General features: G+C 44.9%; 23 protein-coding genes and 1 other annotated feature. Of the genes, 16 read left to right on the top strand and 7 right to left on the bottom strand.

Annotated features, from left to right (window positions below):
* The first annotated feature begins 131 nt into the window (after positions 1 to 131).
* Both ACUXV2_RS15020 and ACUXV2_RS15015 read left to right on the top strand, forming a co-directional pair.
* A complete protein-coding gene (locus tag ACUXV2_RS15020) occupies positions 132 to 2,528 on the top strand; it encodes an immune inhibitor A domain-containing protein (protein ID WP_446243990.1) in 2,397 nt (798 codons plus the stop codon).
* A gap of 117 nt (positions 2,529 to 2,645) precedes the next feature.
* Positions 2,646 to 3,647, top strand: coding sequence for an LLM class flavin-dependent oxidoreductase (locus ACUXV2_RS15015; RefSeq protein ID WP_446243989.1), 1,002 nt, complete (start codon positions 2,646 to 2,648; stop codon positions 3,645 to 3,647).
* A gap of 47 nt (positions 3,648 to 3,694) precedes the next feature.
* On the opposite strand, the gene ACUXV2_RS15010 is transcribed toward ACUXV2_RS15015, so the two are convergent.
* Together ACUXV2_RS15010 and ACUXV2_RS15005 are read right to left on the bottom strand one after the other, a co-directional pair.
* On the bottom strand, positions 3,695 to 4,267 hold the full coding sequence (locus tag ACUXV2_RS15010; protein WP_446243988.1) for a class I SAM-dependent methyltransferase: 573 nt from the start codon (positions 4,265 to 4,267) through the stop codon (positions 3,695 to 3,697).
* On the bottom strand, positions 4,264 to 5,217 hold the full coding sequence (locus ACUXV2_RS15005; protein WP_446243987.1) for a TIGR01212 family radical SAM protein: 954 nt from the start codon (positions 5,215 to 5,217) through the stop codon (positions 4,264 to 4,266). The genes ACUXV2_RS15010 and ACUXV2_RS15005 overlap by 4 nt, the downstream gene beginning before the upstream one ends.
* A gap of 209 nt (positions 5,218 to 5,426) precedes the next feature.
* Here ACUXV2_RS15005 and ACUXV2_RS15000 point away from each other — a divergent pair, with 209 nt between their 5' ends.
* From ACUXV2_RS15000 to ACUXV2_RS14990, 3 genes are all read left to right on the top strand, one after another.
* Positions 5,427 to 5,720: a YtzC family protein gene (locus ACUXV2_RS15000; protein WP_446243986.1), complete on the top strand. Its 294-nt coding sequence runs from the start codon at positions 5,427 to 5,429 to the stop codon at positions 5,718 to 5,720.
* The gene (locus tag ACUXV2_RS14995; RefSeq protein WP_446243985.1) at positions 5,717 to 5,881 is read left to right on the top strand and encodes a glycogen biosynthesis protein GlgD; all 165 of its coding nucleotides are present in this window, start codon (positions 5,717 to 5,719) and stop codon (positions 5,879 to 5,881) included. Before ACUXV2_RS15000 ends, ACUXV2_RS14995 begins: the two co-directional genes overlap by 4 nt.
* 313 nt (positions 5,882 to 6,194) lie before the next feature.
* On the top strand, positions 6,195 to 7,382 hold the full coding sequence (locus ACUXV2_RS14990) for an MDR family MFS transporter (RefSeq protein ID WP_446243984.1): 1,188 nt from the start codon (positions 6,195 to 6,197) through the stop codon (positions 7,380 to 7,382).
* A 248-nt stretch (positions 7,383 to 7,630) separates the two neighbouring features.
* Here ACUXV2_RS14990 and ACUXV2_RS14985 read toward each other — a convergent pair whose 3' ends face one another.
* Positions 7,631 to 8,152 (bottom strand): cupin domain-containing protein, encoded by a 522-nt coding sequence (locus tag ACUXV2_RS14985; RefSeq protein ID WP_446243983.1) that lies wholly within the window; start codon positions 8,150 to 8,152, stop codon positions 7,631 to 7,633.
* A gap of 188 nt (positions 8,153 to 8,340) precedes the next feature.
* Here ACUXV2_RS14985 and ACUXV2_RS14980 point away from each other — a divergent pair, with 188 nt between their 5' ends.
* The 6 genes from ACUXV2_RS14980 (at position 8,341) to ACUXV2_RS14955 (ending at position 16,027) form a co-directional block, all read left to right on the top strand.
* Positions 8,341 to 9,705, top strand: coding sequence for a sigma-54 interaction domain-containing protein (locus tag ACUXV2_RS14980; protein WP_446243982.1), 1,365 nt, complete (start codon positions 8,341 to 8,343; stop codon positions 9,703 to 9,705).
* Between the two features lie 275 nt (positions 9,706 to 9,980).
* Positions 9,981 to 11,303, top strand: coding sequence for a GntP family permease (locus ACUXV2_RS14975; protein ID WP_446243981.1), 1,323 nt, complete (start codon positions 9,981 to 9,983; stop codon positions 11,301 to 11,303).
* A gap of 15 nt (positions 11,304 to 11,318) precedes the next feature.
* Positions 11,319 to 12,095 (top strand): 3-hydroxybutyrate dehydrogenase, encoded by a 777-nt coding sequence (locus ACUXV2_RS14970; protein ID WP_446243980.1) that lies wholly within the window; start codon positions 11,319 to 11,321, stop codon positions 12,093 to 12,095.
* A gap of 181 nt (positions 12,096 to 12,276) precedes the next feature.
* Positions 12,277 to 12,498 (top strand) — a binding site (T-box leader).
* A gap of 109 nt (positions 12,499 to 12,607) precedes the next feature.
* A complete protein-coding gene (leuS, locus tag ACUXV2_RS14965) occupies positions 12,608 to 15,022 on the top strand; it encodes a leucine--tRNA ligase (RefSeq protein ID WP_446243979.1) in 2,415 nt (804 codons plus the stop codon).
* A 392-nt stretch (positions 15,023 to 15,414) separates the two neighbouring features.
* A complete protein-coding gene (locus ACUXV2_RS14960) occupies positions 15,415 to 15,729 on the top strand; it encodes a rhodanese-like domain-containing protein (protein ID WP_446243978.1) in 315 nt (104 codons plus the stop codon).
* 115 nt (positions 15,730 to 15,844) lie between these two features.
* On the top strand, positions 15,845 to 16,027 hold the full coding sequence (locus ACUXV2_RS14955) for a sporulation protein Cse60 (RefSeq protein WP_446243977.1): 183 nt from the start codon (positions 15,845 to 15,847) through the stop codon (positions 16,025 to 16,027).
* 43 nt (positions 16,028 to 16,070) lie between these two features.
* Here the strand turns inward: ACUXV2_RS14955 and ACUXV2_RS14950 are convergent, their stop codons facing one another.
* Complete coding sequence (locus ACUXV2_RS14950; protein ID WP_446243976.1) at positions 16,071 to 17,330, bottom strand: NAD(P)/FAD-dependent oxidoreductase; 1,260 nt, start codon at positions 17,328 to 17,330, stop codon at positions 16,071 to 16,073.
* A 205-nt stretch (positions 17,331 to 17,535) separates the two neighbouring features.
* Between ACUXV2_RS14950 and ACUXV2_RS14945 the strand changes: the two genes are divergently transcribed.
* A complete protein-coding gene (locus tag ACUXV2_RS14945; RefSeq protein WP_446243975.1) occupies positions 17,536 to 19,155 on the top strand; it encodes a putative polysaccharide biosynthesis protein in 1,620 nt (539 codons plus the stop codon).
* A 183-nt stretch (positions 19,156 to 19,338) separates the two neighbouring features.
* Here ACUXV2_RS14945 and ACUXV2_RS14940 read toward each other — a convergent pair whose 3' ends face one another.
* A complete protein-coding gene (locus ACUXV2_RS14940) occupies positions 19,339 to 19,572 on the bottom strand; it encodes a hypothetical protein (RefSeq protein ID WP_446243974.1) in 234 nt (77 codons plus the stop codon).
* A gap of 140 nt (positions 19,573 to 19,712) precedes the next feature.
* Here ACUXV2_RS14940 and ACUXV2_RS14935 point away from each other — a divergent pair, with 140 nt between their 5' ends.
* On the top strand, positions 19,713 to 20,429 hold the full coding sequence (locus ACUXV2_RS14935; protein WP_446243973.1) for a pseudouridine synthase: 717 nt from the start codon (positions 19,713 to 19,715) through the stop codon (positions 20,427 to 20,429).
* Between the two features lie 338 nt (positions 20,430 to 20,767).
* Here the strand turns inward: ACUXV2_RS14935 and ACUXV2_RS14930 are convergent, their stop codons facing one another.
* A complete protein-coding gene (locus ACUXV2_RS14930) occupies positions 20,768 to 20,989 on the bottom strand; it encodes a DeoR family transcriptional regulator (protein WP_032087291.1) in 222 nt (73 codons plus the stop codon).
* A gap of 371 nt (positions 20,990 to 21,360) precedes the next feature.
* Between ACUXV2_RS14930 and pepV the strand changes: the two genes are divergently transcribed.
* From pepV to ACUXV2_RS14915, 3 genes are read left to right on the top strand one after another with little or no spacing between them, the layout of a single operon-like run.
* Positions 21,361 to 22,761, top strand: coding sequence for a dipeptidase PepV (pepV, locus tag ACUXV2_RS14925; RefSeq protein ID WP_446243972.1), 1,401 nt, complete (start codon positions 21,361 to 21,363; stop codon positions 22,759 to 22,761).
* Between the two features lie 21 nt (positions 22,762 to 22,782).
* Complete coding sequence (gene dat / locus ACUXV2_RS14920; RefSeq protein ID WP_446243971.1) at positions 22,783 to 23,649, top strand: D-amino-acid transaminase; 867 nt, start codon at positions 22,783 to 22,785, stop codon at positions 23,647 to 23,649.
* 13 nt (positions 23,650 to 23,662) lie between these two features.
* The gene (locus tag ACUXV2_RS14915) at positions 23,663 to 23,950 is read left to right on the top strand and encodes a hypothetical protein (RefSeq protein WP_446243970.1); all 288 of its coding nucleotides are present in this window, start codon (positions 23,663 to 23,665) and stop codon (positions 23,948 to 23,950) included.
* 57 nt (positions 23,951 to 24,007) lie between these two features.
* Here ACUXV2_RS14915 and cysK read toward each other — a convergent pair whose 3' ends face one another.
* Positions 24,008 to 24,937, bottom strand: coding sequence for a cysteine synthase A (gene cysK / locus ACUXV2_RS14910; RefSeq protein WP_446243969.1), 930 nt, complete (start codon positions 24,935 to 24,937; stop codon positions 24,008 to 24,010).
* Between the last annotated feature and the right edge of the window lie 315 nt (positions 24,938 to 25,252).

The raw sequence follows: 25,252 nt of genomic DNA, 5'->3' as shown, positions 1-25,252 counted from the left end.
AAGATATTCCCTTGTAAAAATTTTTCATAGGAGGAAATATTCGAATTATGTCAGAATATATGGATTTTTCTGAAAAATCTAGTATATTGTAATTAGTTGTAAAAACATAGTACATAAGGGGGGATGACGTGTTGAAAACACGTAAAGTTTTATCTATGGCGATGACTGCTGCCTTAAGTATCAGTGCATTTGCTGTACCGGCTTCGGCATCGACCATAGTACCAGAGAATGTGTTGTCAAAGCCAACGGTAAAGCATGAACATAGTCACGGGGGGCCATTTGACCTCGGGATCGCAAATGACGAGCGTTTGATCGAGATGTTAAAGAAAGATGGTAAAATCTCAGAGAATGCAACTCAAGCACAGGCTGAAAAAGCTTTGAATAAGTTTTTACAGCAGAAGTCTGAAGCTGCTGAAAAAGTAAGCGGAGATCTTCATGAAGATGAAGCAAAGACGAAAGCAAAGCTTCAAGAGAGTATGAAGAATAATGATTTAACAGCCGGTAAAGGAAATAAATTAGGACAGGCGAAGAAGAACTCACCTGGATCTGTAAAAGAGGAAGCCTGGGACGGTGAAAAACGCACGGATAAGGTTTTGGTCCTTCTTGTGGATTATCCGGACAAGCCTCATAACTCCATGACGGCAGACGAAACCGATATGTATTATGAAGATGAAGATGCATACTCCCGTGAACATTATCAAGATATGCTGTTTGGAGATGGCGGCTGGACGGGCCCAGACGGGAAAACTTATGTATCAATGAAGCAATACTATGAACAGCAATCCGGTGGAAGCTATTCCGTTGAAGGAGAAGTTGCTGGATGGTATACGGCGAGTCAACCTGCTGCTGCATATGGAGGAAACTATCCAACAGAAGATGGCAGTGACGTAAATGCCAGAGGACTTGTTAAAGAAGCTTTGGAAGCCGCTGCAGCAGATCCGAATGTGAACATTGCTGATTACGATCAGTGGGACCGTTATGATTTAGATGGAGATGGAAATTACCTTGAAGCAGATGGACTTGTTGACCACTTGATGATCATTCATTCCGGAGTAGGGGAAGAAGCAGGGGGAGGCTCTCTTGGTTCTGACGCCATTTGGTCACATCGCTGGAATCTTGGAGGCGTCTTTGCGCTACCTGGTACAGCTGCCACTGTCCCTTATTGGGGTGGAGCGATGGCCGCTTATGACTACACGATAGAGCCAGAAGATGGTGCAGTCGGTGTAATGGCCCATGAATTTGGTCACGACCTTGGATTGCCGGACGAATATGATACTCAATACACTGGTGCTGGTGAGCCGGTCAGTTACTGGTCGATTATGTCGAGCGGAAGCTGGGCTGGTGATATCCCTGGAACGATGCCGACAGGTTTCAGCCCGTATATGAAGGAAATGCTGCAAGCATCTGCTGTCGTTGACAATGAAGGGACTCAAGGGAACTGGTTGACTGGTTCGGAAATCAATGTAGACGATGTCACTTCAAAAGGTGTTGAAGCCCTTCTAGACCAGGCAAACACAAAAGGAACGAACAATGACGTTGTGAAAGTAACTCTTCCACAAAAAGAGACAGTAATCAATGAACCGGCAAGCGGTGAATATGAGTACTTCTCAGGAAGCGATGATGACTTACACAATGTATTATCCACTACAGTGGACTTGACGAATGCGACGTCTGCAGAGTTTAACTTTAAGGCTTGGTATGATATCGAAGTAGATTGGGATTATGCATATGTAACAGTGAACGGTGAGTCGGTAGCAAGTGACATCACCACTGATACGAACCCGCATGGTTCTAACCTTGGAAACGGAATTACAGGCTCTTCCAATGGCTGGATTGACGCTTCATTCGATCTTTCTGCATATGCAGGTCAAGAGGTTGAAGTGGCGATTGAATATGTAACAGATGCTGCTGTATCCAACCCAGGTTTCTTCGCAGATGATTTATCTGTTGTAGTCGACGGAGAAGAGGTTCTATTCGATAATGCCGAAGGTGACGCCAAATTCACATTAAACGGATTCACGAAAAATGATGGTATTAAACGTTCAGATCACTACTACCTGCTTGAATGGCGCAGCCACAACGGGGTGGATAAAGGTCTTGCGAACATCCGCCGTGGTGCAAGCTTGATGCAGTTCAATAAAGGTCTAGTGGTTTGGTATGTTGATAAACAGTTCAGTGAAAACTGGACAGGAATTCATCCAGGAGAAGGATTTGTAGGAGTGGTCGATGCCGATCAAAGCACAAACTACTGGAGTGACGGAGCGGTTGGTTCAACTCGTTACCAAGTACATGATGCGGCATTCAGCCTGAATAAATCAGAAAAAATGTTCCTTGATTATTCTCAGCTGTTAGGCGTGACGATGAAGGATAATCAAACTGCTCAAACACCACTATTCGATGATAGTCTGGACTACAGCAACAAAGGTCTTGTAGATGCAGGACGTGATGTTCCGGACTACGGATTGAAATTCCGTGTAACTGGTGAAAGTGCAGACGGCACTGTCGGTAAGGTATTGATCTTCAAATAAGAATGATATTGTAAAGGGTGACGGCTTTAGTGCCGTCACCCTTTAAGCATGTTATTGGACATTTTTTATCGAGGAATTGATAATAATACTCACATCAATTAAAGGAGATGTCCAATATTGACGATCAAATTAAGTGTCTTGGATCAGTCACCGATTTCAGAAGGAATGAGCCCCAAAGAGGCTTTAAATCATACAGTAGAACTTGCACAGTTTGTTGAAAAGCTGGGTTTCACCCGCTTTTGGGTATCGGAGCATCATGATTCACCGAGCCTTGCAGGATCATCACCGGAGGTATTGATTGCCCATCTGGCGCAGAACACGGCGAAGATCCGTGTAGGTTCCGGTGGTGTCATGCTTCCTCATTACAGCTCATATAAAGTAGCGGAAAACTTCAGGCTGCTTGAAGGCTTGAATCCTGGCCGGATCGATCTCGGGCTGGGCAGGGCGCCTGGAGGGATGCCGATGGCTTCGATGGCTCTCAGTGAAGGAAAACACCGGGATGTTCACCGTTATCCCGAGCAGATTGATGAACTGCTCGGTTATCTGACAGACTCTCTGCCTGATTCACATCCATATCAAGGCCTTACGGCAGCACCCATGATTCAGACGATGCCTGAGGTCTGGCTGCTTGGATCCAGTCCATCCAGTGCCATGCTTGCAGCGCAAAAAGGGCTGCCATACACGTTCGCGCAATTCATCAATGGCGAAGGCGGTCCGCAGTATACGGAGGCGTATCGCAATAACTTTGTGTCATCTCAGTACCTCGATAAGCCCAAAAATACTGTGGCAGTCTTCACGATTTGTGCAGAAACCGATGAGGAAGCGGAAAGAGTGGCATCAAGTATTGATCTGTCATTGATCATGCTCGAGCAGGGCATGCGTTCGAACGGAACGCCAAGTCCGGAGAAAGCGGCAACCTATCAATACAGCTCATTCGAACTTGCCCGGGTGAGGGAAAACCGGAAGCGCATGATTGTCGGAAACCCTGAAAAAGTAAAAAGGGAAATCATTCAGCTCAGTGAAGCGTATCAAACCGACGAAATCATGCTCGTCAGCATCACATACGATTTCCAGGACAAACTCAAATCATTCCAGCTCATCGCTGATGCATTGCTTTAAAACAGTGAGGGACGGGCCTTTAGTATGCTAAAGGCCCGTCCCTGGTTTTATCTTTTCTCCAATGCAAGGATGAATGGAGGGTTATTGAGTTGGTTGACGAATTGATAGCGTAAAACGTGTACGTAATTCTGATCTAATTTTTCTACATAACGGAGCAGATAGTCCCGTTCGACGGCTCCTTCGTGGTGACCGTGGTAAATAACGAGGATGAGGATACCTTCAGGAGCCAGCATTTCAAGAATTTGATTCATTGCGGAAATGGTTGTCTTTGGTCGGGTGACAATCGTTTTGTCTCCACCTGGAAGGTAACCAAGGTTAAAGATGGCTCCAGTAATCTTTCCGTGATGAACGGGAGGGATGACATTCATGACTGTCTCATGTCCCTGGTGAAACAGCGTCACACGGTGAGCGAGTTCATGTGTGGCGAGTTGATCCCTTGTATTCTGCACGGCTTCCTCTTGGATATCGAAGCCGTAAACGCGGCCGTTATCCCCCACGAGTTGAGCGAGAAACAATGTATCATGGCCGTTTCCGAGTGTTGCATCTATTGTAATATCGCCCGGTTTCACTGCATTTTCCAATAGCTTTCGGGCAAAAGGTAAGATTCTTTCCAATTTCATGCTTTCACATCCACATTATAATATTTTCCTTGCCAGCTGTTGCGATTCTTCAATTCATGATCAATTGCGTTCAGCACATTCCACTTATTTACACTCCACATCGGTCCAACCATGATTTCAATCGGGCCGTCCCCGGTGATCCTGTGGACGATCATTTCAGGAGGCAGGATTTCCAATTGATCGCAGACCAGTTTCACGTATTCATCAAAGTCCATGAATTCAAGGAGCCCTTTTTCATACTGCTTGACCATGGGTGTGCCTTTTAACAAGTGAAGCAGGTGGATTTTAATCCCCTGCACGTCCAATTTTGCCACTTCACGTGCAGTTTCCATCATCATTTCTGCATTTTCCTGCGGCAGGCCGTTAATGATATGGGAGCATACACGGATTCCATGTTTTCTAAGCTTGTTCACGCCTTCAACATAGCATTGATAGTCGTGTGCACGATTAATCAAGTCTGCTGTCTTTTCATGGACGGTCTGAAGTCCGAGCTCCACCCAGAGATATGTCCGTTCATTGAGTTCAGCAAGATATTCGACAACATCATCCGGGAGACAGTCGGGACGAGTGGCAATGGAGATTCCGACGACACCTTCCTGTTTTAATACGGACTCATACTTCTCCCGCAGGACTTCTACAGGTGCATGGGTATTAGTGAATGCCTGGAAATAGGCCATGTATTTGCCATCTTTCCATTTTTTATGCATCTTATCTTTAATATCGTTGAATTGTTTTTCAAGCGAATCGACACGGTCCCCTGCAAAATCTCCTGAGCCGGCTGCGCTGCAGAACGTACAGCCGCCGTAAGCCACTGTGCCGTCGCGGTTCGGACAGTCAAAACCGCCATCAAGTGCCACTTTGAACACTTTATGACCAAAATGATTACGTAAGTGATAATTCCATGTATGATATCGTTTATTATCTGCTGCATACGGAAATGGGTTTGCCATGATGACAAACACCTCCTAATTTCTTCATCTATTATGTATGTTAACCCTCATCAAAAAGATTTTAACATGAATGGCATCGTGAATGTATCCTCTCTCTTTAAATAGGTGAAGATTACCACTTCTGAATGCGGTCAACAGGTTAAAACTAATGAAGAAGAAGAGCAGGCATATTCTCTTCTTTAGACCATAGAAAGCAGGAGGTAGTCGACATGGCAACAAGACAATCCATTGAAGACTGTATTCAGAAATGTGAAGATGCCATTCGTTACGCTCAAGAGCAATACAAATCCGGAATGGAGCAGGAGCATTATCACGATCAGGAGTACACGAAAGCGATGCAGCAGATTGAAGAGTCGGTCAATGATGTGGCTGACCTGGCACACAGTGCGAATGCCCAGCAGCGCGAACAACTGCACAGGATGAGACTTCAGCTGCAAAATCTTCAGAATGAGATGATTTTATTAGAACACGACCCAACGGTAGTGGGAGGAAAATTACATTGAAAAAACGTTCTAAACAAAATAATCCTGAGCAAAAAACAAGAAGCGATTTCCGTAATTTAGATACAGAATTCGGAGCTGAACAAAACCCTGTCAAAACAGCCAAGAAAAACTACGAAAAACAGGGGCAGCCGGTCAAATCAAAGCAGAATAATGGCAAATGATGTTAGAAACTAGGTGCTTTCATGGTGCCTAGTTTTTTTGTTGGTTTTGGCAGTTGGCTGTGAGATGCCGTAAGCAGACACGTAATCGAGTAAGGAACAAAAAGTCATTTGAGCCGGGTTCAGATTAGTGCATCCAAGCCTGGGCCGAAACAGTCGAATTGAGCCAGGCACAATTCAACCGTCCTGTTTCCCTTGTATTTAATCTCCATAAATTCACCCGAAAAAATTCAAAAAAATTGTTCTTGCCCCTCCCGATCAAAAGGAGTAAAATTCTTTTGGGACTCGAAATAAATGGTAGAAAGGGAAGAAGAAAATGCCTAAATCTTTATGGTTGCTTGTCATTGGGATGATGGTGAATGTCACAGGTTCTTCCTTCTTATGGCCTCTCAATACGATTTACCTTCATGAGCATCTTGGAAAGTCATTATCTGTTGCCGGTCTTGTGTTGATGATCAACGCAGGTGCCAGTGTCATCGGGAATCTGATTGGCGGAAACCTGTTCGATAAATTTGGGGGCTACCGCTCCATATTACTTGGGATCATCATTACATTGGCAGCGCTGATCGGGATGAATGTTTGGCAGGGCTGGCCATATTATGTGGTGTTTCTGACTGTTGTCGGTTTTGGGTCCGGGATTGTGTTTCCTTCTATGTATGCCATGGCTGGATCTGTGTGGCCAGAAGGAGGACGGAAGGCGTTCAATTCCGTTTACGTGGCTCAAAATATCGGAGTTGCGGTTGGTGCGGCATTAGGCGGGCTGGTGGCATCTTTTTCATTCAGTTATATATTCCTCGCGAATTTACTTATGTATGTTGCATTCTTCTTGATTGCTCTTTTCGGCTACCGTCATATATCGGTTGATTCAGCCACACAGACCTCTGTATTGAGCGAGAAAAAAGTCATACGGAACAAATCAAAGCTGACTGCGCTTCTGATCATATGTGCTGCCTATTTACTGTGCTGGGTAGGTTATGTCCAGTGGCAGTCGACAATTGCAACCTATACACAGGAAATCAATATCAGTTTAAAGCAGTACAGCCTGCTTTGGACGATCAACGGCGCATTGATCGTGCTTGCACAGCCTCTCTTATCAAAAGCAATCAAACGGTTTGAAGATAACCTGAAGCTTCAGATCATAATTGGAACGGTCATATTCATGGTTTCCTTTGGAGTGGCTTCTGTTTCGGATACGTTTGAGTGGTTTGCGATCTCCATGATCATCCTGACAATCGGGGAAATGTTGATTTGGCCGGCTGTGCCGACGATTGCCAATTCACTTGCCCCAAAAGGTCGTGAAGGATTTTATCAAGGAATTGTAAACAGTACGGCAACCGGCGGAAGAATGATCGGACCGTTCATCGGGGGAGTGCTGGTTGATTTGTTCAGCATGCAGATATTATTCATGACACTGATTGGATTCTTCATCATATCCCTGACACTTTCAAGCCTTTATGACCGGCCGCTGAAAAAGGAATCGCCAGTATCATTGCCTGTACAATAATAATAAAAAGCCAATGAATTTTTCATTGGCTTTTTACTTTTCTACATAATAAAAGGGCTCCCATTTCCTATGGAAGCCCACTTGCAAAAAATTGAGGCGGATGATCCAAACTCCACATAGTTTGCTGCCTTGAAGGCGTGATCACCGACTTACACAATTCAGCTCATCGCTTGTATAGAATAACATGGAATGAACCCAAAAACAATCATTTATTATGAAATAAAAACCTGGTTGATTTTTACAGTTATTCATTCGCTCACTTTTGTCTTCTTTTGCAGCCAGTATTTAATGATCGGGCCCTTGTCACCATAAACGGGATCACGTTCGGGGAGAGGCACACTTTTGATATCAATCAGGACTTGCGGCCGTTCCTTCAAAGACCCTTCTTTCATATTATATTCTGCTCCGCCAGGGTAGGCCCCGACTACTTTAAAGCCTGGACTGGAGGACAGTTTTTTGTGGCCGGTCCCTGCGGGAAGTATGATGATATCACCTTTTTGAATCGTGAGTTCCACTCCTTTCCCGCCCCCAAGCTGTACAAGTGCTTCGCCTTCCATGACCCCCAGCACTTCATGTGTATTGCTGTGATAATGGTGATAATCATGGATGCCGTTCACCCAGCTGTTCAGCCATTCATTATGATTAAAGATTCTTTCCATCTCATCCGTGTCTTCCACTGCATGCCGGTAGATGAGAACAGGCAGATCTGGATTATTTGGGATGCTTCCATCATCTTCTAAATAATAAATGTTTAAACGATCAATTTCCATTCCATCACCTCCTCGTATTTATATAAAAAGATTCCCTCTCGTGCTTAATTATAAACCCGATTCTTCCTGTTTTGTATATTCTGGAAATTCCCTAAGTGGCAAATCGATATGCTACTATAATAGTTAGGATATTTTGAATAGATAGTAATTATTGAAGGGATCATTCAGCAAGAAAGAAGGGGATTGGGATGAGCAGTCTGTTGAAGAAAGTCTCTGCCGAGATGATTGAAATCATCTTGGAGAATGCCTTTGAGTGGCTGGTTGTAGTCGATAAAGATGGGAATATCATTTACATCAATGAAAATTATTGCAAGTTTCTTGAAGTGGACCGTGAAAAAGCGATCGGGACGCATGTGACAAACGTGATTGAAAATACAAGAATGCACAAGGTCGTAGAGAGCGGTAAGGAAGAAGTGGCCGATCTACAGTACATCAAGGGAAATTATATGATTGCAAACCGGATCCCGATCGTTGTGGCTGGTGAGGTGATCGGAGCATTCGGAAGTGTCATTTTCCGTGATACAAGTGAATGGATGCAGATGAGTTCGCATGTGAAAAACATGATGTCAAAGATTCAAAGCTACATACAGGATATCAATACTGGTGTGAAGTACAACTTAAATGACATCATCGGGGAATCCGAGGGGATAAGGGAGTTGAAAGATAAGGCTCAAATGATAGCCCCCAGTGATATTTCAATTCTTATCAGGGGGGAAAGCGGAACGGGGAAGGAATTATTCGCGCACAGCATACATCAGCTTAGTGAGAGGAGCGGTCAACCCTTCATCAAGGTGAATTGTGCAGCGATCCCTGAACAGCTTCTCGAGTCAGAGTTATTCGGATACGAAGAGGGTGCGTTTACCGGAGCCAAAAAAGGCGGGAAAAAAGGGAAATTCCAACTTGCCCATAAAGGCACCCTTTTCCTTGATGAGATCGGTGATATGCCGCTAAATATGCAGGCAAAACTTCTCAGGGTCCTGCAGGAAGGAGAAGTGGAAGCGGTAGGATCGTCCCGTGTGCATCAGGTAAATGTCAGGATCATCGCGGCCACCAACCGGCCCCTTGAAAAAATGATGGAAGAAAAAAGATTCAGGAGCGACCTCTACTATCGAATCAATGTGGTGCCATTTGTCATACCTCCTCTAAGGGAAAGGAAAGATGACATCACTATGCTTGCTGAATTCTTTTTGGGGAAATCGATGAAGTCCTCCGGCAAAAGGATTCAGGGATTCAAGCAGGACGTATTGGATGTCTTCACGTCTTACAGCTGGCCGGGTAACTTAAGGGAATTGGAAAACGTGATCAATGCTTCAACCTATTTATCGAACGAAAATCAGATTCCTATGAGTTCCCTGCCTGAGTATATGAAAGCGGGGACACTCTACAATGTAGAATCTAAGACATTGAAAGAAATCCTGGATGATACTGAGAAAAGTGTCCTGGAACAAAGTTTGAAAAAATTTCACCATGACAAGCGAGAGTTGGCTGGGGCACTCGGAATAAGTAAATCGACTCTATATGAAAAGTTAAACAAATATCAGCTTCTGGATTAGTCCGGATTTCTGGAAAGTAGTCCGGTTTTTCGGACTTTTTATTTTGGATATGCAATTGTGTACATCCTGTGAATGATTTTAAAAAGAGTCCGGTTTTCCGGACTGTCACTCCATTCAAATGCTGATTCCATTAATCTGAAAGTTGGCACAATTATTGCATGTATAGTAAGTGAACGATGGTACAGAAAGGAGCAGGCATTTTCCAAACGGAAAAATGTAAACGATTGCAAAATGGGTGAGAGAGATATTTCTATTGAAAAAAGGGGGATTACAAGATGTTAAGTATGATTGGTCTCATTGGTGGACTTATTTTATTAATCTTTTTAACAATGCGGGGTATGAACATATTAATTGTCGGACCCATCTCTGCATTATTTGTGGCTGTACTGAGCGGAATGCCGCTGTTTCCACAGCTGGCTGCTGAAGGGGAAGCGAATCTGGTCTCCAACTATATGTCAGGGTTTACAAGCTTCGTAGCCGCATGGTATTTAATGTTCTTACTTGGTGCCATTTTCGGTAAGGTAATGGAGGATAGCGGAGCGGCAGACAGTGTTTCGCGTTTTGTCGTTGATAAATTGGGTATGAAATTTGCAGTGTTTGCGATTGTATTGGCATGTGCTGTTTTGACTTACGGCGGGGTAAGCTTATTTGTTGTAGCCTTTTCGGTATATCCGATGGCTGTCAGTCTATTTAAGCAGGCAGATCTGCCGCGGCGGTTCATACCTGCTGCACTTGCATTCGGTTCCGTTACTTTTACGATGACGTCAGCCGGATCGCCTGAAATCCAAAACTGGATCCCGATTGAATATTTAGGGACAACGCCATACGCCGGCTGGGAAGTCAGCTTGATCGTGGCAGTGTTCATGGCAGTGTTCGGCTACTGGTGGTTAAAGCGAATGATTGCCAAAGCGGTCAACAAAGGAGAAAGATTCCAAGCACGCGAAGAAGATCCTGTCATTGATGAAGGCAGACCGTTACCAAATCCATTACTGGGTCTGATCCCGTTATTAGTCGTGCTGATCCTTTCGTTTATTTTCCACGACTCTTTAAAGCAGTCCGCTCTGATCATTGCGTTATTGGGCGGGGTCATCTCTGCATATGCTTTAAATCGAAAATATTTCAAAGGATTTTGGAGTGCGGTTTCAGAGGGTACGATCGGAGCCCTGATTGCCATCGGTAACACGGCAGCGGTAGTTGGATTCGGCGGGGTGGCGAAAGCAGTCCCTGCATTTGAGACGGCTGTTAATGTCATGACCAGCATTCCTGGTTCACCTCTTATCGGCGGAGCCATTGCGGTCAGTGTCATTGCCGGTATGACAGGTTCAGCATCCGGCGGTCAGGCAATCGCCCTTCCTATCCTGGCTCCTCATTACGTCGATATGGGTGTTAATCCTGAAGCTCTTCACCGGACTGTTGCGATTTCTTCAGGTGCACTGGATTCCCTTCCGCATAACGGATATGTCGTCACTACGATTCGATCGATTTGTAATGAGACTCACGGAGAAGCCTATGGTGCAGTTGGAGCATTGACTGTCATTGTTCCGCTGATCGGATTGGCCATCGCCATCTTATTATTCAGCTTGGGAGTAGGTATCTAAGAAAGGAGTATCATCATGGTTGAAAATAAAGTCGTGTTTGTAACGGGTGCAGCTCAAGGAATCGGTTTTGAAATCGGAAAGGAATTCGCTGCAAACGGTGCAAAAGTGGTACTAACGGATCTTAAAGAAGATGGAGTGCAGGAAGCTGCACTCTCCCTGAAAAAAGAAGGGTATGAAGCTCTGGGCATCCGTTGTGATGTTACATCGGAGCAAGACTTAAAAGATGCAATCTCGTCGACGGTAGATCATTATGGCAGGCTGGATGTATTGATCAATAATGCCGGTCTTCAGCATGTATCGCCGATCGAGGAGTTCCCTACAGAAAAATTTGAGTTCTTAGTGAAAGTCATGCTCACCGCTCCTTTCGTGGCAATCAAACATGCCTTGCCCATCATGAAAGAGCAGAAGTTTGGAAGGATCATCAATATGGCTTCCATCAATGGGCTGGTTGGATTTTCAGGCAAGGCTGCTTATAACTCTGCGAAACATGGCGTCATCGGTCTGACGAAGGTGGCGGCACTTGAAGCAGCGGCACATGGCGTCACCGTGAATGCTGTCTGTCCTGGGTATGTTGATACCCCGCTTGTGCAGAATCAGCTCGGCGATCTGGCTAAGACGCGTAACGTCCCGTTGGAGAAAGTGCTTGAGGAGGTCATTTACCCGCTGGTGCCGCAAAGAAGGCTCCTCGACGTAAAAGAAATCGCCGATTATACGATGTTCCTATGCAGTGACGCAGCAAAAGGCGTGACGGGCCAGGCTGTGGTACTTGACGGGGGCTATACAGTTCAATGATTTTGGGAATGCTGGAAGCGGCTCAGTGATGGGCCGTTTCATTGTTTTCATCATCATTCCTTCATCAACAAAGTACCGTCTCTGTCAAAATCCCACTCAAATTTACCAAATTCCACAACATTGGGCTTGCGCTCCTGAATAATTTCTCCTAAAATAGTGAATACATATAATGATTCTTATATTTCAGACGTTGATCGGGAGTAGTAGTGAATGTTTTCTGTCTTAGAGAGTTGACGGGTGGTGAAAGTCAACCGGGAGCATCATGAACTCGCCTGCTGAGTTGCAAGTGTGAACAATTAGTAAGACTTGCCGTTTTCCGCGTTAAGGATGAATGAAGCTGAGTGCGCGTACACTAATGTGGGTGGTACCGCGGGAGAATGTAAATACAACTCTCGTCCCAAATATTTATTTGGGATGAGAGTTTTTTTATTTTTTAAAAGAAAAGCGGCTGTATACAGACACCAGACTGCATCAAGACCTTTTCTACCATCAAGTTAAAGGAGGATCTCAATATGAGTTTTAATCATAAAAGTGTTGAGACGAAATGGCAAAAGTATTGGGAAGAGAACAAAACGTTTAAAACGACCGAAGACGAGTCGAAAAAGAACTTCTACGCGCTGGATATGTTTCCGTATCCATCAGGTGCCGGCCTTCACGTAGGTCACCCGGAAGGATACACAGCGACGGATATCCTGTCCAGAATGAAGCGCATGCAAGGGTATAATGTCCTTCACCCAATGGGTTGGGATGCGTTTGGACTACCTGCAGAACAATATGCACTTGATACAGGGAACGATCCTGCTGAATTCACGGAGCAGAACATCAATAACTTCCGCCGCCAGATCAAGGCGCTCGGTTTCTCTTATGACTGGGACCGCGAAGTGAATACAACGGATCCGGGCTACTACAAATGGACGCAATGGATCTTCCTTAAGCTTTATGAAAAAGGCTTGGCATACGTGGATGAAGTAGCGGTGAACTGGTGCCCTGCACTCGGTACGGTACTTGCCAATGAAGAAGTCATCGACGGGAAGAGTGAGCGCGGAGGCCACCCGGTCGAACGCCGCCCGATGAAACAGTGGATGCTGAAGATCACTGCTTATGCGGATCGTCTTCTTGAAGACCTTGAAGATGTCGACTGGCCGGAAAGCATCAAGGATATGCAGCGCAACTGGATCGGCCGTTCCGAAGGAGCTGAAGTCGTCTTCAACATTGACGGACATGATGCATCATTTGATGTCTTCACTACACGTCCGGACACGATTTTCGGTGCAACCTATGCAGTGCTTGCGCCGGAACATGAACTGGTTGAAAAAATCACGACTCCAGAACAAAAAGAGAAGGTTGAAGCGTACCTTGATAAAGTGAAAACCAAGAGCGACCTTGAACGTACCGATCTTGCAAAGGAAAAAACAGGTGTGTTCACAGGGGCTTATGCCATCAATCCGGCAAACGGAAGCAAAATGTCGATCTGGATTGCCGATTACGTACTTGTGAGCTACGGATCCGGTGCCATCATGGCCGTACCTGCCCATGACGAAAGAGACTATGAGTTTGCAAAACAATTCGACCTGCCAATCGTTGAAGTGGTAGCGGGCGGAGACGTTGAGAAGGAAGCCTATACTGGTGACGGAGAACACGTCAATTCCGATTTCCTTAACGGTCTTGGAAAAGAAGACGCGATCACGAAAGCAATTAGCTGGCTTGAAGAAAAAGAAATCGGCACGAAGAAAGTGACCTACCGCCTTCGTGACTGGCTGTTCAGCCGTCAGCGCTACTGGGGCGAGCCGATTCCAGTGATTCATTGGGAAGACGGCACGACATCGGGTGTTCCGGAAAGCGAACTTCCACTTGTCCTTCCTAAAACGACGGAAATCAAGCCATCGGGCACAGGCGAATCACCGCTTGCCAACATCAGTGAATGGGTGAATGTAGAAGACCCTGAAACAGGCAAAAAAGGCCGCCGCGAAACCAATACGATGCCGCAATGGGCAGGAAGCTGCTGGTACTATCTTCGCTACATCGATCCTCATAACGAGGAAGCACTTGCCGATGCGAAGAAGATGGATGACTGGCTTCCGGTTGATATGTACATCGGTGGAGCAGAGCACGCGGTACTTCACCTTCTGTACGCACGTTTCTGGCACAAATTCCTATATGACATCGGAGTAGTGCCAACGAAAGAGCCGTTTCAAAAGCTCTTCAACCAGGGTATGATCCTTGGTGAAAATAATGAAAAGATGAGTAAATCCAAAGGAAATGTCGTCAATCCGGATGAAATCGTCGAATCTCACGGTGCAGATACGCTTCGCCTTTATGAAATGTTCATGGGGCCGCTTGAGGCATCCGTTGCATGGAGTACGAACGGACTTGACGGAGCCCGCCGTTTCTTAGACCGTGTGTGGCGCCTTCTTATCGAGGAAGATGGTACGTTATCTGGAAAAGTGTCTGACACTGCCAACCCTGGACTGGATAAGATTTACAACCAAACAGTTAAGAAAGTCACAGAAGACTATGAAGGACTTCGATTCAACACGGGTATTTCCCAGCTGATGGTGTTCATCAATGAAGCGTATAAAGCAGACACTCTTCCAAAAGCATACGTAGAAGGTTTCGTGAAGCTTCTTGCACCAATCGCTCCACATATGACAGAAGAACTTTGGGAAAAACTTGGTCATGAAGACTCCATCACATACGTGGAATGGCCATCATTTGATGAATCAAAACTTGTGGACAACGAAGTCGAAATCGTCCTTCAAGTGAACGGTAAAGTGAAAGCGAAAGTCATGATCCCTCGCGACATGAACAAAGACGACCTTGAGAAGACAGCGATGGAAAATGAAGACATCAAGAGCCAAATCGAAGGAAAAACAGTACGCAAAGTAATTGCCGTACCAGGCAAGCTAGTGAATATTGTAGCTAACTGATGTTGAATGGGAGGGAACGGACTTTTTAAGGGTCCGTTCCTTTTTAATTGTTTTTTCTGGGGGAGTGGGGATAAGGATGGAGAGCTGGTGCCAGGCACAGAAGTGTGGAATTGTGCCAGGCACAATTGGAGTAATTTGTGCCAGGCACAAAAGGGTTGATTTGAGCCAGGCACAAAAAGGTTGATTTGAGCCAGGCACAAAAGAGGGGTTTTGTGCCTGGCACCATAAATCGTGGCACCACCAATCGGTCGAGAGTTGTGTACCAGGTACAAAGCAGCCTCTTTGTACCTGGTACATCCCCCCATCCCAGATACCCCTGCAAGTGTAATTTTTTTGTGATAGGGAATTCCTTTGATATAATCAAAATTGATTACCGTGAAAGGGTGAAGAAAATGACTGAAATTAAAACGATCACAACCGATGAATTGAACAAAAAGATTCAAAATGGCGAAGACTTATTATTGGTAGACGTCCGTGAAGATGAGGAAGTAGCGGAAGGGATGATTCCCGGGGCACGCCATATCAAAATGGGTGAAATCCCTGAGTCACTGGACAAATTCGATAAAGATAAAGAATATATCTTTATCTGCCGCTCAGGCAACCGCAGCGGAAATGTAGCTCATTTTATGCAGGAGCAAGGCTACAAAGTGGTAAACATGGAAGGCGGCATGATGAACTGGGCTGGAGAGACTGCGCCTAAGAAATAATAGAGCTCCCAAAAAACACATCCCTTTAAAGCGGGGATGTGTTTTTTTAGTTGAGTTGTTTGAAAATTTAATTATCTGACAATACTAGTGATAGTTTTAGAAAGGTGGGAGCGGAATGATTCAGGTGAAGGTGTTTGATTATGAACATGAGAAGGATTTGGAGAAGGATATGAATTATTTTCTGAGTAAAGTGGATGAAAAGAAAATCGTCGATATCAAATATCATATCGCTGCGATGGCAGAAGAAGAGGAAGAACAGATTTACTGTTTCTCTGCAATGGTCATTTATCGAAAATAAAAAGGTTGATGCGTCTGAATGGAAGACGATCAACCTTTCTTTTTTATATTTGTGCAGCGTTATAGCCGGCAAGACGGCCGGTCACAAGTGCACTGGTGATGTTATATCCGCCTGTGTATCCATGGATGTCAAGGACTTCACCGCAGAAGAACAGACCGTGCATTTTCTTTGATGCCATCGTTTTCGGCTCAATTTCTTTCACCGAAACGCCGCCGCCTGTCACGAACGCCTTCTCAATTGAGAGGGTGCCGTTCACTGTAAATGTGAATTGCTTTAACAGCTTTGCAAACTGGCGTATTTTCTCGGAAGAAATATGATCACCTTTTTCATCGGCGTCTATTTCGGCTTTTTCGAGTAAAAATAACAAATATCTTTCAGGCACCAGACCTTTAAAAATATTCTTTGCCGCTTTCTTTCCTTCCTCTTTCACTTGCTTGAACAGAGATTGGAAGAGCTGCTCTTCGTTTGTATCAGGAAGCGAGTCGATGACCATCGTCACATGAGTCAGGTTCCATTTTTTCATCGCTTTTACGACGTATTGGCTCGAACGCAGTACTGCGGGTCCTGAAATGCCCAGGTGAGTGAAGATCATATCCATTTTATGTGTAATCAGTTTTTTGCCTTTTGGGTTGAGCACACTCAGTTCAATATCACGGAGAGACAACCCTTGTAAGTCTTTTTGTTTGATGAAGGGTTCATCGGATGTCAATGGAACTTCCGTAGGGAATAATTCAGTGATCGTATGGCCGGCTTTTCTTGCCCATGGATATCCGTCCCCGGTCGAACCGGTATGAGGGACAGACTTTCCGCCCACTGCAATGACCACGGCTTTTGCATGGATCACTTCGCCATTCATTAATCGGATTCCCTTAGTCTCGCCATCCTCATAAATCACTTCTTCAACGGCCGTATTCGTTCTTGTCTCGACCTGTAACTCTTTCATTCTATTCAGAAGCGCCTCTACTACATCCAGCGCACGATTTGAGACCGGGAACATGCGTCCGTGGTCTTCTTCTTTCAATTCAATCCCCAGGTTTTCAAAGAAAGAAATGATGTCTTCATTATTAAACTCGGAAAAAGCGCTGTAAAGGAAGCGTCCGTTTCCGGGAATGTGTTTAATGATTTCATCGATCGGCAGGCGGTTCGTCACATTGCAGCGACCGCCGCCTGAAATGGCAAGCTTTCTTCCAAGCTTCGTTCCTTTATCTACAAGAAGGACCCTGGCACCGTTCTCTCCGGCTGCTATGCTCGCCATTAATCCCGATGGTCCTCCTCCTATAACAATTACGTCATATGCTGACATTTTTCCACCAACTTTATCGTTTTACTTCTTAAAAGTTAATATTATCAAAAATGATCCACTATAAAAAGCTTCAGTTCAATAAAGCCTCCGTCCGAAAAAAATTGTCATTCGATACGCAGAGTAGTAAACTATGATAGTGTGAAAAACTATTAGAAGTATTAACGCATATTTCTAAACGGAATGTGCTTTTCCAGAGAGGGATACTATGTCATCTAAATTAATAAAAGGAACGTTCATTTTAACGTTAGGGACCTTCATTTCAAAGTTTTTGGGTCTTTTTTATGTTATACCGTTTGATGAGTTGTTGAAGGGCCATGAAGAAGGGGCGTCGCTGTATCAATACGGATATGTGCCTTATACGATCTTTTTGACTGTGGCGACAGCCGGGGTTCCATTGGCTGTTTCGAAGTTTGTATCGAAATATAATGCGATCGGGGAATACGAGGTCGGGAGGAAGTTATTTAAGTCAGGATTGCTGTTAATGACGTTAACAGGAATTCTATCATTCCTTGTTATGTACATCTTTGCTCCAATATTTGCAGAGATGACCATTAAGAGTGATGAACAGGTCATTTCAGTAGCACAAGTAACGACGGTCATCCGTGCGGTCAGCTTTGCATTGATCATCATTCCTTTCATGAGCCTGATACGGGGGTTTTTCCAAGGACATCAATCGATGGGGCCAACTGCTGTATCACAAGTCATCGAACAGATCGTCAGAATTGTATTTTTACTTGGCGGGATTTATGTAGTGCTGCATATTATGGACGGCTCGGTCACGACAGCAATCAGTGTAGCAACGTTTGCTGCTTTCGTTGGTGGACTAGCTAGTCTCGGTGTACTCATCTGGTATTGGTTTAAACGGAAGCCTCATTTAGATGAGCTTTTGGAGGAAGACCGGGGACAAGCGGAGGTTTCCCTGACTAAGATGTACAAAGAAATTATTGCATACTCGATTCCGTTCATTTTTGTGGGACTAGCCAATCCATTGTTCCAGCTTGTGGATCAGATCACTTTTAATACAGCGATGGCAGAAATCGGGAATGCCAAGGTTTCTGACCATGCTTTCGCGGTATTAAACTTTTATACTCATAAGCTCGTGATTATTCCCGTGTCTCTGGCAACAGCCTTTTCCATGACATTGATTCCGCTTATCACAACGTCCTACACAAGCGGTGACCGGAAAACGATGCGCCGGAATATCGATCAATCTTTTCAGATCCTGTTGTTTTTAACGGTTCCTGCATCCATCGGAATCGCCTTATTGGCAGAACCTACTTACACATTGTTTTATCATAGCGACGAATTAGGTACATCGATTCTTAGAACGTATGCGCCAGTTGCGATTTTATTTGCTCTTTATGCTGTTACAGCAGCCATCCTTCAAGGAATTGATGAGCAGAAATTCACCATCTTCAGTTTGCTGGTAGGACTGCTTCTGAAGCTTGTGCTGAACATACCGCTGATCAAGCTGTTTGAAACTCAGGGAGCCGTTATCGCAACAACGATCGGTTACGCAGTAGCGATTGCAATCAACCTGTATGTGATTAAAAAATATGCCCGTTACAAATTCGGACTTATCATCCGGAGGACGGTGGCAATAGGTATCATGAATGCGGTCATGGCCGTAGTTGTGCTGATTTTGTATGGTGTATTAAAACAATTCTTAAATCCTGCTTCCGGATTCCAGGCGATCATCCTTGTGGCTATTTGCGGGGGAGTTGGGGCACTTGTCTATTTTTACTTGAGCCTGAGAAGCAAACTTGCAGACAAGTTGTTTGGAGAAAGAGTCAATAAGATTAGAAGCCGTTTGCGGATTGGATAATAGAAAAGGGGATGACGCATAGTGTTCATCCCCTTTTTGATCTTATAAATTTGAGAATTGTCCAGCTCTGGCGGTTAGCCCCTCGAGGTCATAAGATAAATGGGCCAAGAAGGCAAAAAGCGCCTTCCCGGCCCATTCATCTTATGCTTGTCGGGGCTGGGCAAACCGCCTCCGCTTTTCTTATCATTGATTGTAATACCCAAGCTGCCTTTCAAGCCTTTCCACTTGTCTTTCAAGTCGGTCCACCCTGCGGTCAAGACGCTGATATTGTCTTTCTAAACGATCCAGACGGTCGTTGAAGCTTCCGCCGCCACCGCCTCCAGGATAACCTGGATAACCGGGAAATTGCTGTCCGCCGCCTGGAAGAGGAATCGGAATCAAAATGCCGCCGGTTCCTTGTTGTCGAAAAGGATACATTTTATTCACCTCAAGTTTTATTATGGGTTCTTGCTTATCGTTAATAGCCTATGTATAAAATAGGATTATGAATGGGCCATTACCCTAAACGAAATTTGAATTATCTAAAGAGATTTATTAAATATAGTAGGAGTGTAATTATGAGAATTGATAAGCTGCTTGCAAACATGGGCTATGGTAGCCGAAAAGAAGTGAAGAAACTGCTAAAGGATGGGGGTCTGCAGGTGAATGGCGAGGTCGTCAAGGATGGAAAAGTCCACGTCGACACAGAAAAGGATACCGTCATGCTGTACGGAGATAAGGTAGAATATCGTGAATTCATCTATCTCATGATGAATAAGCCGCCTGGTCTGATCTCAGCTACGGAAGATGCAAACGATGAAACCGTCATTGATATCCTCCAAATGGAAGACCAGATCTTTAATCCATTTCCTGTAGGTAGACTTGATAAAGATACAGAAGGCTTGCTGCTTATCACGAATGACGGGCAATTATCCCATCAGCTTCTTTCCCCAAAACGGCATGTTCCAAAAACGTACTTTGCCGTGATAGAAGGTGAAGTGACTGAACGTGATGTTGAAGCTTTCAAAGAAGGCGTGACGCTTGAGGATGGTTATCATACGAAGCCGGGAGACCTTGTGATTCTGAAATCCGGGCTTACTTCGGATATTGAGCTGACGATCACGGAAGGCAAGTTCCATCAGGTGAAGCGGATGTTTGAAAGCGTCGGGAAACGCGTTGTTTACTTGAAGCGTTTGTCGATGGGACCGCTGCAGCTGGATGAGGATTTGGAGCTTGGAGAGTATCGTGAGCTGACGGATGAGGAAGTGGAGATGCTGAAGGAGTACCGCCCTTGATTTTACCCTGAATATGAAAAAAGTCCAGCCCCTCAAGTGGTATACGCTTCAGGGGCTGGGCTTTTCTTATTATTACTCTTTTCATTGTCCAGCTCCGGCGGCTAGCCCCTCGAGGTCATAACTGAAAAATCCCCAAAGGCAAAAAGCGCCTTAGGGGATTTCCCAGTTATGCTTGTCGGGGCTGAACGAGCCGCCTCCGCTTTTCTATTGTCCAGCTCCAGCGCCTAGAGGCTGGAGGTCATAAGTTAAACCTACCAAAAAGGCAAAGAACGCCTTTCCGGTAGGTTCACCTTATGCTTGTCGCCTCTAAGCAAGGCGTTCCGCTTTTCTCTTTCTCTCTATGAAGACATCTTTACTTTCTTCTCAGTTGTTGTCCATTGGCCGCGACTTGGGCTTTGTACCAAGTCATTATACGCTAACACGTTGAGATCTCTTTGAATGGTGCGAGGAGTAATGCCAAATTCGTCAACGAGATCTTGAGTTGTTACAGTACCTTTCTTGTTGATGTACATGTATACAGCTTTTATTCTTGTTAGCATACGATTGGTTGAAGGTTTCAAAGAACCACTCCCTCATCATTTTTCCAAAGTCAAAGACTACATCGCCATGTGTGCACCTCACGTGCTACCTATGTACTATGCGCTTTAGACAACCCCTTTTCCTTTTATCGTTTACTCATAAGATGTCTGACAATAATATTGTACCCTTATTTCTACAAAAATTCTATATTATTGTCTAAATTTACAAACAATTAACGTAGGGTACCGGTATTAACCCTATTTTATGAGGCCTAGGAACAAAAGATGAATAATTCTGAAAATTAAGGGTGTAAACTTTTTTACATAGGTCTTTCTCCTTGTTTGGATTTCCTCAGCAAACAGTATAAAATGGAGTGGAATGAGTTTAAATACATAATGAGCAGGTGTTAAAGATGAATTGGACGCAGGAAGTAGAGAAACGAAAAGATGATTTATTAAACGATTTACAAAACTTTTTGCAAATAAAAAGTGTGTTAGATGAAGAGAATGCCACAGAGGACGCCCCGCTTGGAAAAGGAGTAAAGGAAGCGCTGGATTATTTATTGATGCTCGGGGAAAAAGACGGGTTCACTCCTAAGAATGTCGATCATCTTGCCGGACATCTTGAGTTCGGTGAAGGCGAGGACCTCCTTGGTATTCTTTGTCACGTGGATGTCGTTCCTGAAGGAGACGGCTGGAGTGTCGATCCTTTCGGAGGAGAGATCAAGGATGGAAAGATTTATGCTCGCGGTGCGATCGATGATAAGGGGCCGACGATGGCCGCCTATTATGCGATGAAAATCGTAAAAGAATTGAAGCCTGATTTTACAAAACGGATTCGTATGATCATCGGAACGGATGAGGAAAGCGATTGGAGATGTGTGGATCACTACTTCAAGAAAGAAGAAATGCCATCGATGGGATTCGCACCGGATGCCGACTTCCCGATCATCTATGCTGAAAAAGGGATTGCAGATTATGATCTCGTTCAGAAGATGAACAGCGAAGGAAACGATTCACGCAATAAAGTCATTTCCTTTGAATCGGGTCGCCGCTATAATATGGTGCCTGATTACGCAAAGGCAGTTGTCCATCTGGATGAAGATCATACGAAATGGGTCCAGCAGTTTGAAATCTTCTCGAAAAAAGAAGAGATCAAGGGCAGCTACTATATGGAAAATGGCGACGTGATCTTTGAAGTGGAAGGTATCTCGGCTCATGGGATGGAGCCTGATAACGGGAAAAATGCAGGACTCTATCTTGCTGCTTTCCTGACGGAGCTTCCTCTCGATTCACAGGCAGAAGCATTCTTTGCTTTTACGAAAGAAAACTTCTTTAAAGACTCAAGAGGTGTTAAGCTTGGGGTGAGTCATCGGGATGAAATCACGGGTGACCTTACGATCAACGTAGGGAAACTGCGTTATTCCCATGAAGAAGGCGGCCGTCTGGGACTGAATATGCGTTACGGTGTACATTACGATATGGAAAAAGCAAAAGATACCCTTCATTCCATTGAAGGCTATAATGTTGATAAATTCACAGACAGCAAGCCGCATCATGTGTCGTCAGATGATGAGCTTGTACAGACTTTGAAAAAAGTGTACGAAGAACAGACAGGGGAAAAAGGTGAACTCATCACCATCGGCGGCGGCACCTATGCAAGGAGCCTTGAGGCAGGAGTGGCTTTCGGACCGTTATTCCCTGGAAGAGAAGATATTGCACATCAAAAGGATGAATATATGTATATAGAGGATCTTTTAAAAGCGACGGCAATCTATGCTCAGGCCATTTATGAATTGGCATGTAAATCCTAAGGATCGGGAGGAGAGAGGGAAATGGCGGTAGAAACGGTATTCCTTAATGGGGAATTTGTGAAAAGAAGCGACGCGAAAGTAGACATAGAGGACCGCGGCTATCAATTCGGAGATGGGATTTATGAAGTGATCCGTGTGTATAGTGGGGAAGTTTTCACGATGGACGAACATATGGAGCGGCTGTATCAAAGTGCCGATAAAATGAAGCTGAAGATTCCATTCGATCTTCAGGAACTCTCTTCCATCGTATGTAAATTGATCGAAAAAAATGACGTCGAAGAAGGCATTGTGTATATGCAGGTCTCAAGGGGTATTTCACCGAGACAGCATCATTTTCCCGGAGGAGACATATCCGGAAGTGTGATTGCGTATACGAAGGATTTCAAACGGCCGTCAAAGCAGATGAACGAAGGTGTGACGGCTACGCTGGTAGAGGATATCAGATGGCTCCGCTGTGATATCAAAAGCCTGAATCTATTAGGAAATATTCTTGCAAAAGAAGAGGCGGCTTCCAAAGGGCATTTCGAAGCGATCCAGCACCGCGGCGAGACAGTGACGGAAGGTTCTTCATCAAATGTCTTCATTGTAAAGGATGGAAGCATCTATACACATCCGGCTACGAATTTGATCCTCAATGGGATTACGAGAAGAGTCATCAAGGATATAGCTGCTAAGAGCGGTGTGCCATTTGTTGAAAAAACATTCACCGTCGATGAGCTTCTGGCTGCAGAAGAAATGTTCATCGCTAGTACGACATCGGAAGTGATGCCGGTCATTAAAGTGGATGAAGTGAACATCGGGCAGGGCGTACCGGGGCCTGTGACGGTGAAATTGCAAGAAATGTTCACGGGAAGAATATTGACTGAGTGCAAGGTACAGCAAGTGTAACGGAGGGTGCGGGATGGAATTGATTTGTTCACAAGCTTATATGAAGAAAGAACGGTTGATTGAAGATAATCAGCAGTTTACGGTGGAGACGGAAGAGTATCTCTATTTATATAGTGATAAAATCGTCACGCCTAAAAGGAGCTTTACACTTCATCAAGTGATGGATGTAACGAAAAAGCACCTATCTGCCCGCTACACGTTCCTCTACCTTCATACCATTGAAGGTGTGCTGACGTTTGTGGTGAAGTCTTCACCAGATCATTTCATCTCGCATTATCGAAAAATAAAAAAAGACATCTAAAGAGAAGGCCCGTCCCTCCAAGTGCTTATTAAAGCACTGAGGGACGGGCCTTCAAAATTAAAAGCGAAATAGATCGCTGGAAAGGTATCTCTCACCCGTATCACATGCGATACATATGACGACATCGTCGGGTGACAATGTTTTAGCGACTTCGATTGCTGCGTAGCATGCTGCACCGGAAGACGGTCCGACCAAGATTCCTTCTTCGCTAGCCATTCTACGTGCGATATCATAAGCCTGTTCATCTTCTATCTTGTGAATTTTATCGTATACTTCTGTGTTCAGTGTATCAGGGACAAAGCCAGGGCTTGTTCCGACCAGTTTGTGCTTCCCTGGTTTTCCACCGGAAAGGACAGGCGACCCTGCAGGCTCGACGACATGCACCTGGATATCAGGATACTGTTCCTTCAGTACTTCGCCGGTACCGGTGATCGTTCCTCCTGTACCTGCTGTCGCGACAAAAGCGGAAAGGGGCTTGCCGATTTGTTCCATCGCTTCTACGATTTCCAGCGCTGTTGTTTTGCGATGGGCATTCGGATTCGCTGCATTTTCAAACTGCATCGGCATAAAGCTGTTTGGGATTTCTTTCGTCAGTTCCTTCGCTTTTTCGATCGCGCCGGGCATCTTCTCATCACCGGGAGTCAATACGACCTCTGCTCCGTATGCTTTCAGCAGGTTGATCCGCTCCTGCGTCATCGTGTCAGGCATGACGAGGATGGAGCGGTAGCCCCTCGCTGCTGCATTCATGGCAAGACCGATTCCCGTATTTCCGCTGGTCGGTTCGATGATTGTCGAACCTTCTTTCAGCAAGCCTTGTTTTTCAGCTTCCACGATCATTTGAAAGGCAGCACGGTCTTTTACACTCTTGCTCGGATTATAAAATTCAAGCTTTACATATACATCCGCTCCATCAGAAGGATTAAGACGATTTAATTTAACAAGGGGGGTATCCCCGATCAATTCAGCAATATTCTGTACTACTTTCATGGTCAACTTCCTTTCCTTCACTGTCTAATTATATGGTACTCATTCACATAAATCTTATCAACTAAATAGGCTTTGTATTTCATTTTTATTGCATTTTCCATCAGTGATTCTTTCTCTTAGCACATTTTGCTAAAATAGAGATAAATAAGTCAAAGTTTGTTCTATTGAATACCGCTGTTGATTTCCGTGCAAGCTTCGCTTTCCGCGGGTGACCCGTGAGCCTCCTCGGCTTCGCCTGCGGGAAGAAAAGCGGAGGGGCTTTGAAGAGAGGCGGGTGGTATAAGGCGAATCGGCCACGAAGGCGTTCTTTGCCTT

Source organism: Rossellomorea sp. NS-SX7, assembly GCF_052828565.1.
This window is presented reverse-complemented; position numbering and strand designations above follow the sequence as displayed.

What these genes read in the sequence shown, in the direction of transcription:
- ACUXV2_RS15010 (WP_446243988.1), bottom strand. Translation starts at nt 4,267, where the DNA reads ATGAAATTGGAAAGAATCTTACCTTTTGCCCGAAAGCTATTGGAAAAT.
- ACUXV2_RS15005 (WP_446243987.1), bottom strand. Translation starts at nt 5,217, where the DNA reads ATGGCAAACCCATTTCCGTATGCAGCAGATAATAAACGATATCATACA.
- ACUXV2_RS15000 (WP_446243986.1), top strand. Translation starts at nt 5,427, where the DNA reads ATGGCAACAAGACAATCCATTGAAGACTGTATTCAGAAATGTGAAGAT.
- ACUXV2_RS14990 (WP_446243984.1), top strand. Translation starts at nt 6,195, where the DNA reads ATGCCTAAATCTTTATGGTTGCTTGTCATTGGGATGATGGTGAATGTC.
- ACUXV2_RS14985 (WP_446243983.1), bottom strand. Translation starts at nt 8,152, where the DNA reads ATGGAAATTGATCGTTTAAACATTTATTATTTAGAAGATGATGGAAGC.
- ACUXV2_RS14980 (WP_446243982.1), top strand. Translation starts at nt 8,341, where the DNA reads ATGAGCAGTCTGTTGAAGAAAGTCTCTGCCGAGATGATTGAAATCATC.
- ACUXV2_RS14975 (WP_446243981.1), top strand. Translation starts at nt 9,981, where the DNA reads ATGTTAAGTATGATTGGTCTCATTGGTGGACTTATTTTATTAATCTTT.
- ACUXV2_RS14970 (WP_446243980.1), top strand. Translation starts at nt 11,319, where the DNA reads ATGGTTGAAAATAAAGTCGTGTTTGTAACGGGTGCAGCTCAAGGAATC.
- leuS (WP_446243979.1), top strand. Translation starts at nt 12,608, where the DNA reads ATGAGTTTTAATCATAAAAGTGTTGAGACGAAATGGCAAAAGTATTGG.
- ACUXV2_RS14960 (WP_446243978.1), top strand. Translation starts at nt 15,415, where the DNA reads ATGACTGAAATTAAAACGATCACAACCGATGAATTGAACAAAAAGATT.
- ACUXV2_RS14955 (WP_446243977.1), top strand. Translation starts at nt 15,845, where the DNA reads ATGATTCAGGTGAAGGTGTTTGATTATGAACATGAGAAGGATTTGGAG.
- ACUXV2_RS14950 (WP_446243976.1), bottom strand. Translation starts at nt 17,330, where the DNA reads ATGTCAGCATATGACGTAATTGTTATAGGAGGAGGACCATCGGGATTA.
- ACUXV2_RS14945 (WP_446243975.1), top strand. Translation starts at nt 17,536, where the DNA reads ATGTCATCTAAATTAATAAAAGGAACGTTCATTTTAACGTTAGGGACC.
- ACUXV2_RS14940 (WP_446243974.1), bottom strand. Translation starts at nt 19,572, where the DNA reads ATGTATCCTTTTCGACAACAAGGAACCGGCGGCATTTTGATTCCGATT.
- ACUXV2_RS14935 (WP_446243973.1), top strand. Translation starts at nt 19,713, where the DNA reads ATGAGAATTGATAAGCTGCTTGCAAACATGGGCTATGGTAGCCGAAAA.
- pepV (WP_446243972.1), top strand. Translation starts at nt 21,361, where the DNA reads ATGAATTGGACGCAGGAAGTAGAGAAACGAAAAGATGATTTATTAAAC.
- dat (WP_446243971.1), top strand. Translation starts at nt 22,783, where the DNA reads ATGGCGGTAGAAACGGTATTCCTTAATGGGGAATTTGTGAAAAGAAGC.
- ACUXV2_RS14915 (WP_446243970.1), top strand. Translation starts at nt 23,663, where the DNA reads ATGGAATTGATTTGTTCACAAGCTTATATGAAGAAAGAACGGTTGATT.
- cysK (WP_446243969.1), bottom strand. Translation starts at nt 24,937, where the DNA reads ATGAAAGTAGTACAGAATATTGCTGAATTGATCGGGGATACCCCCCTT.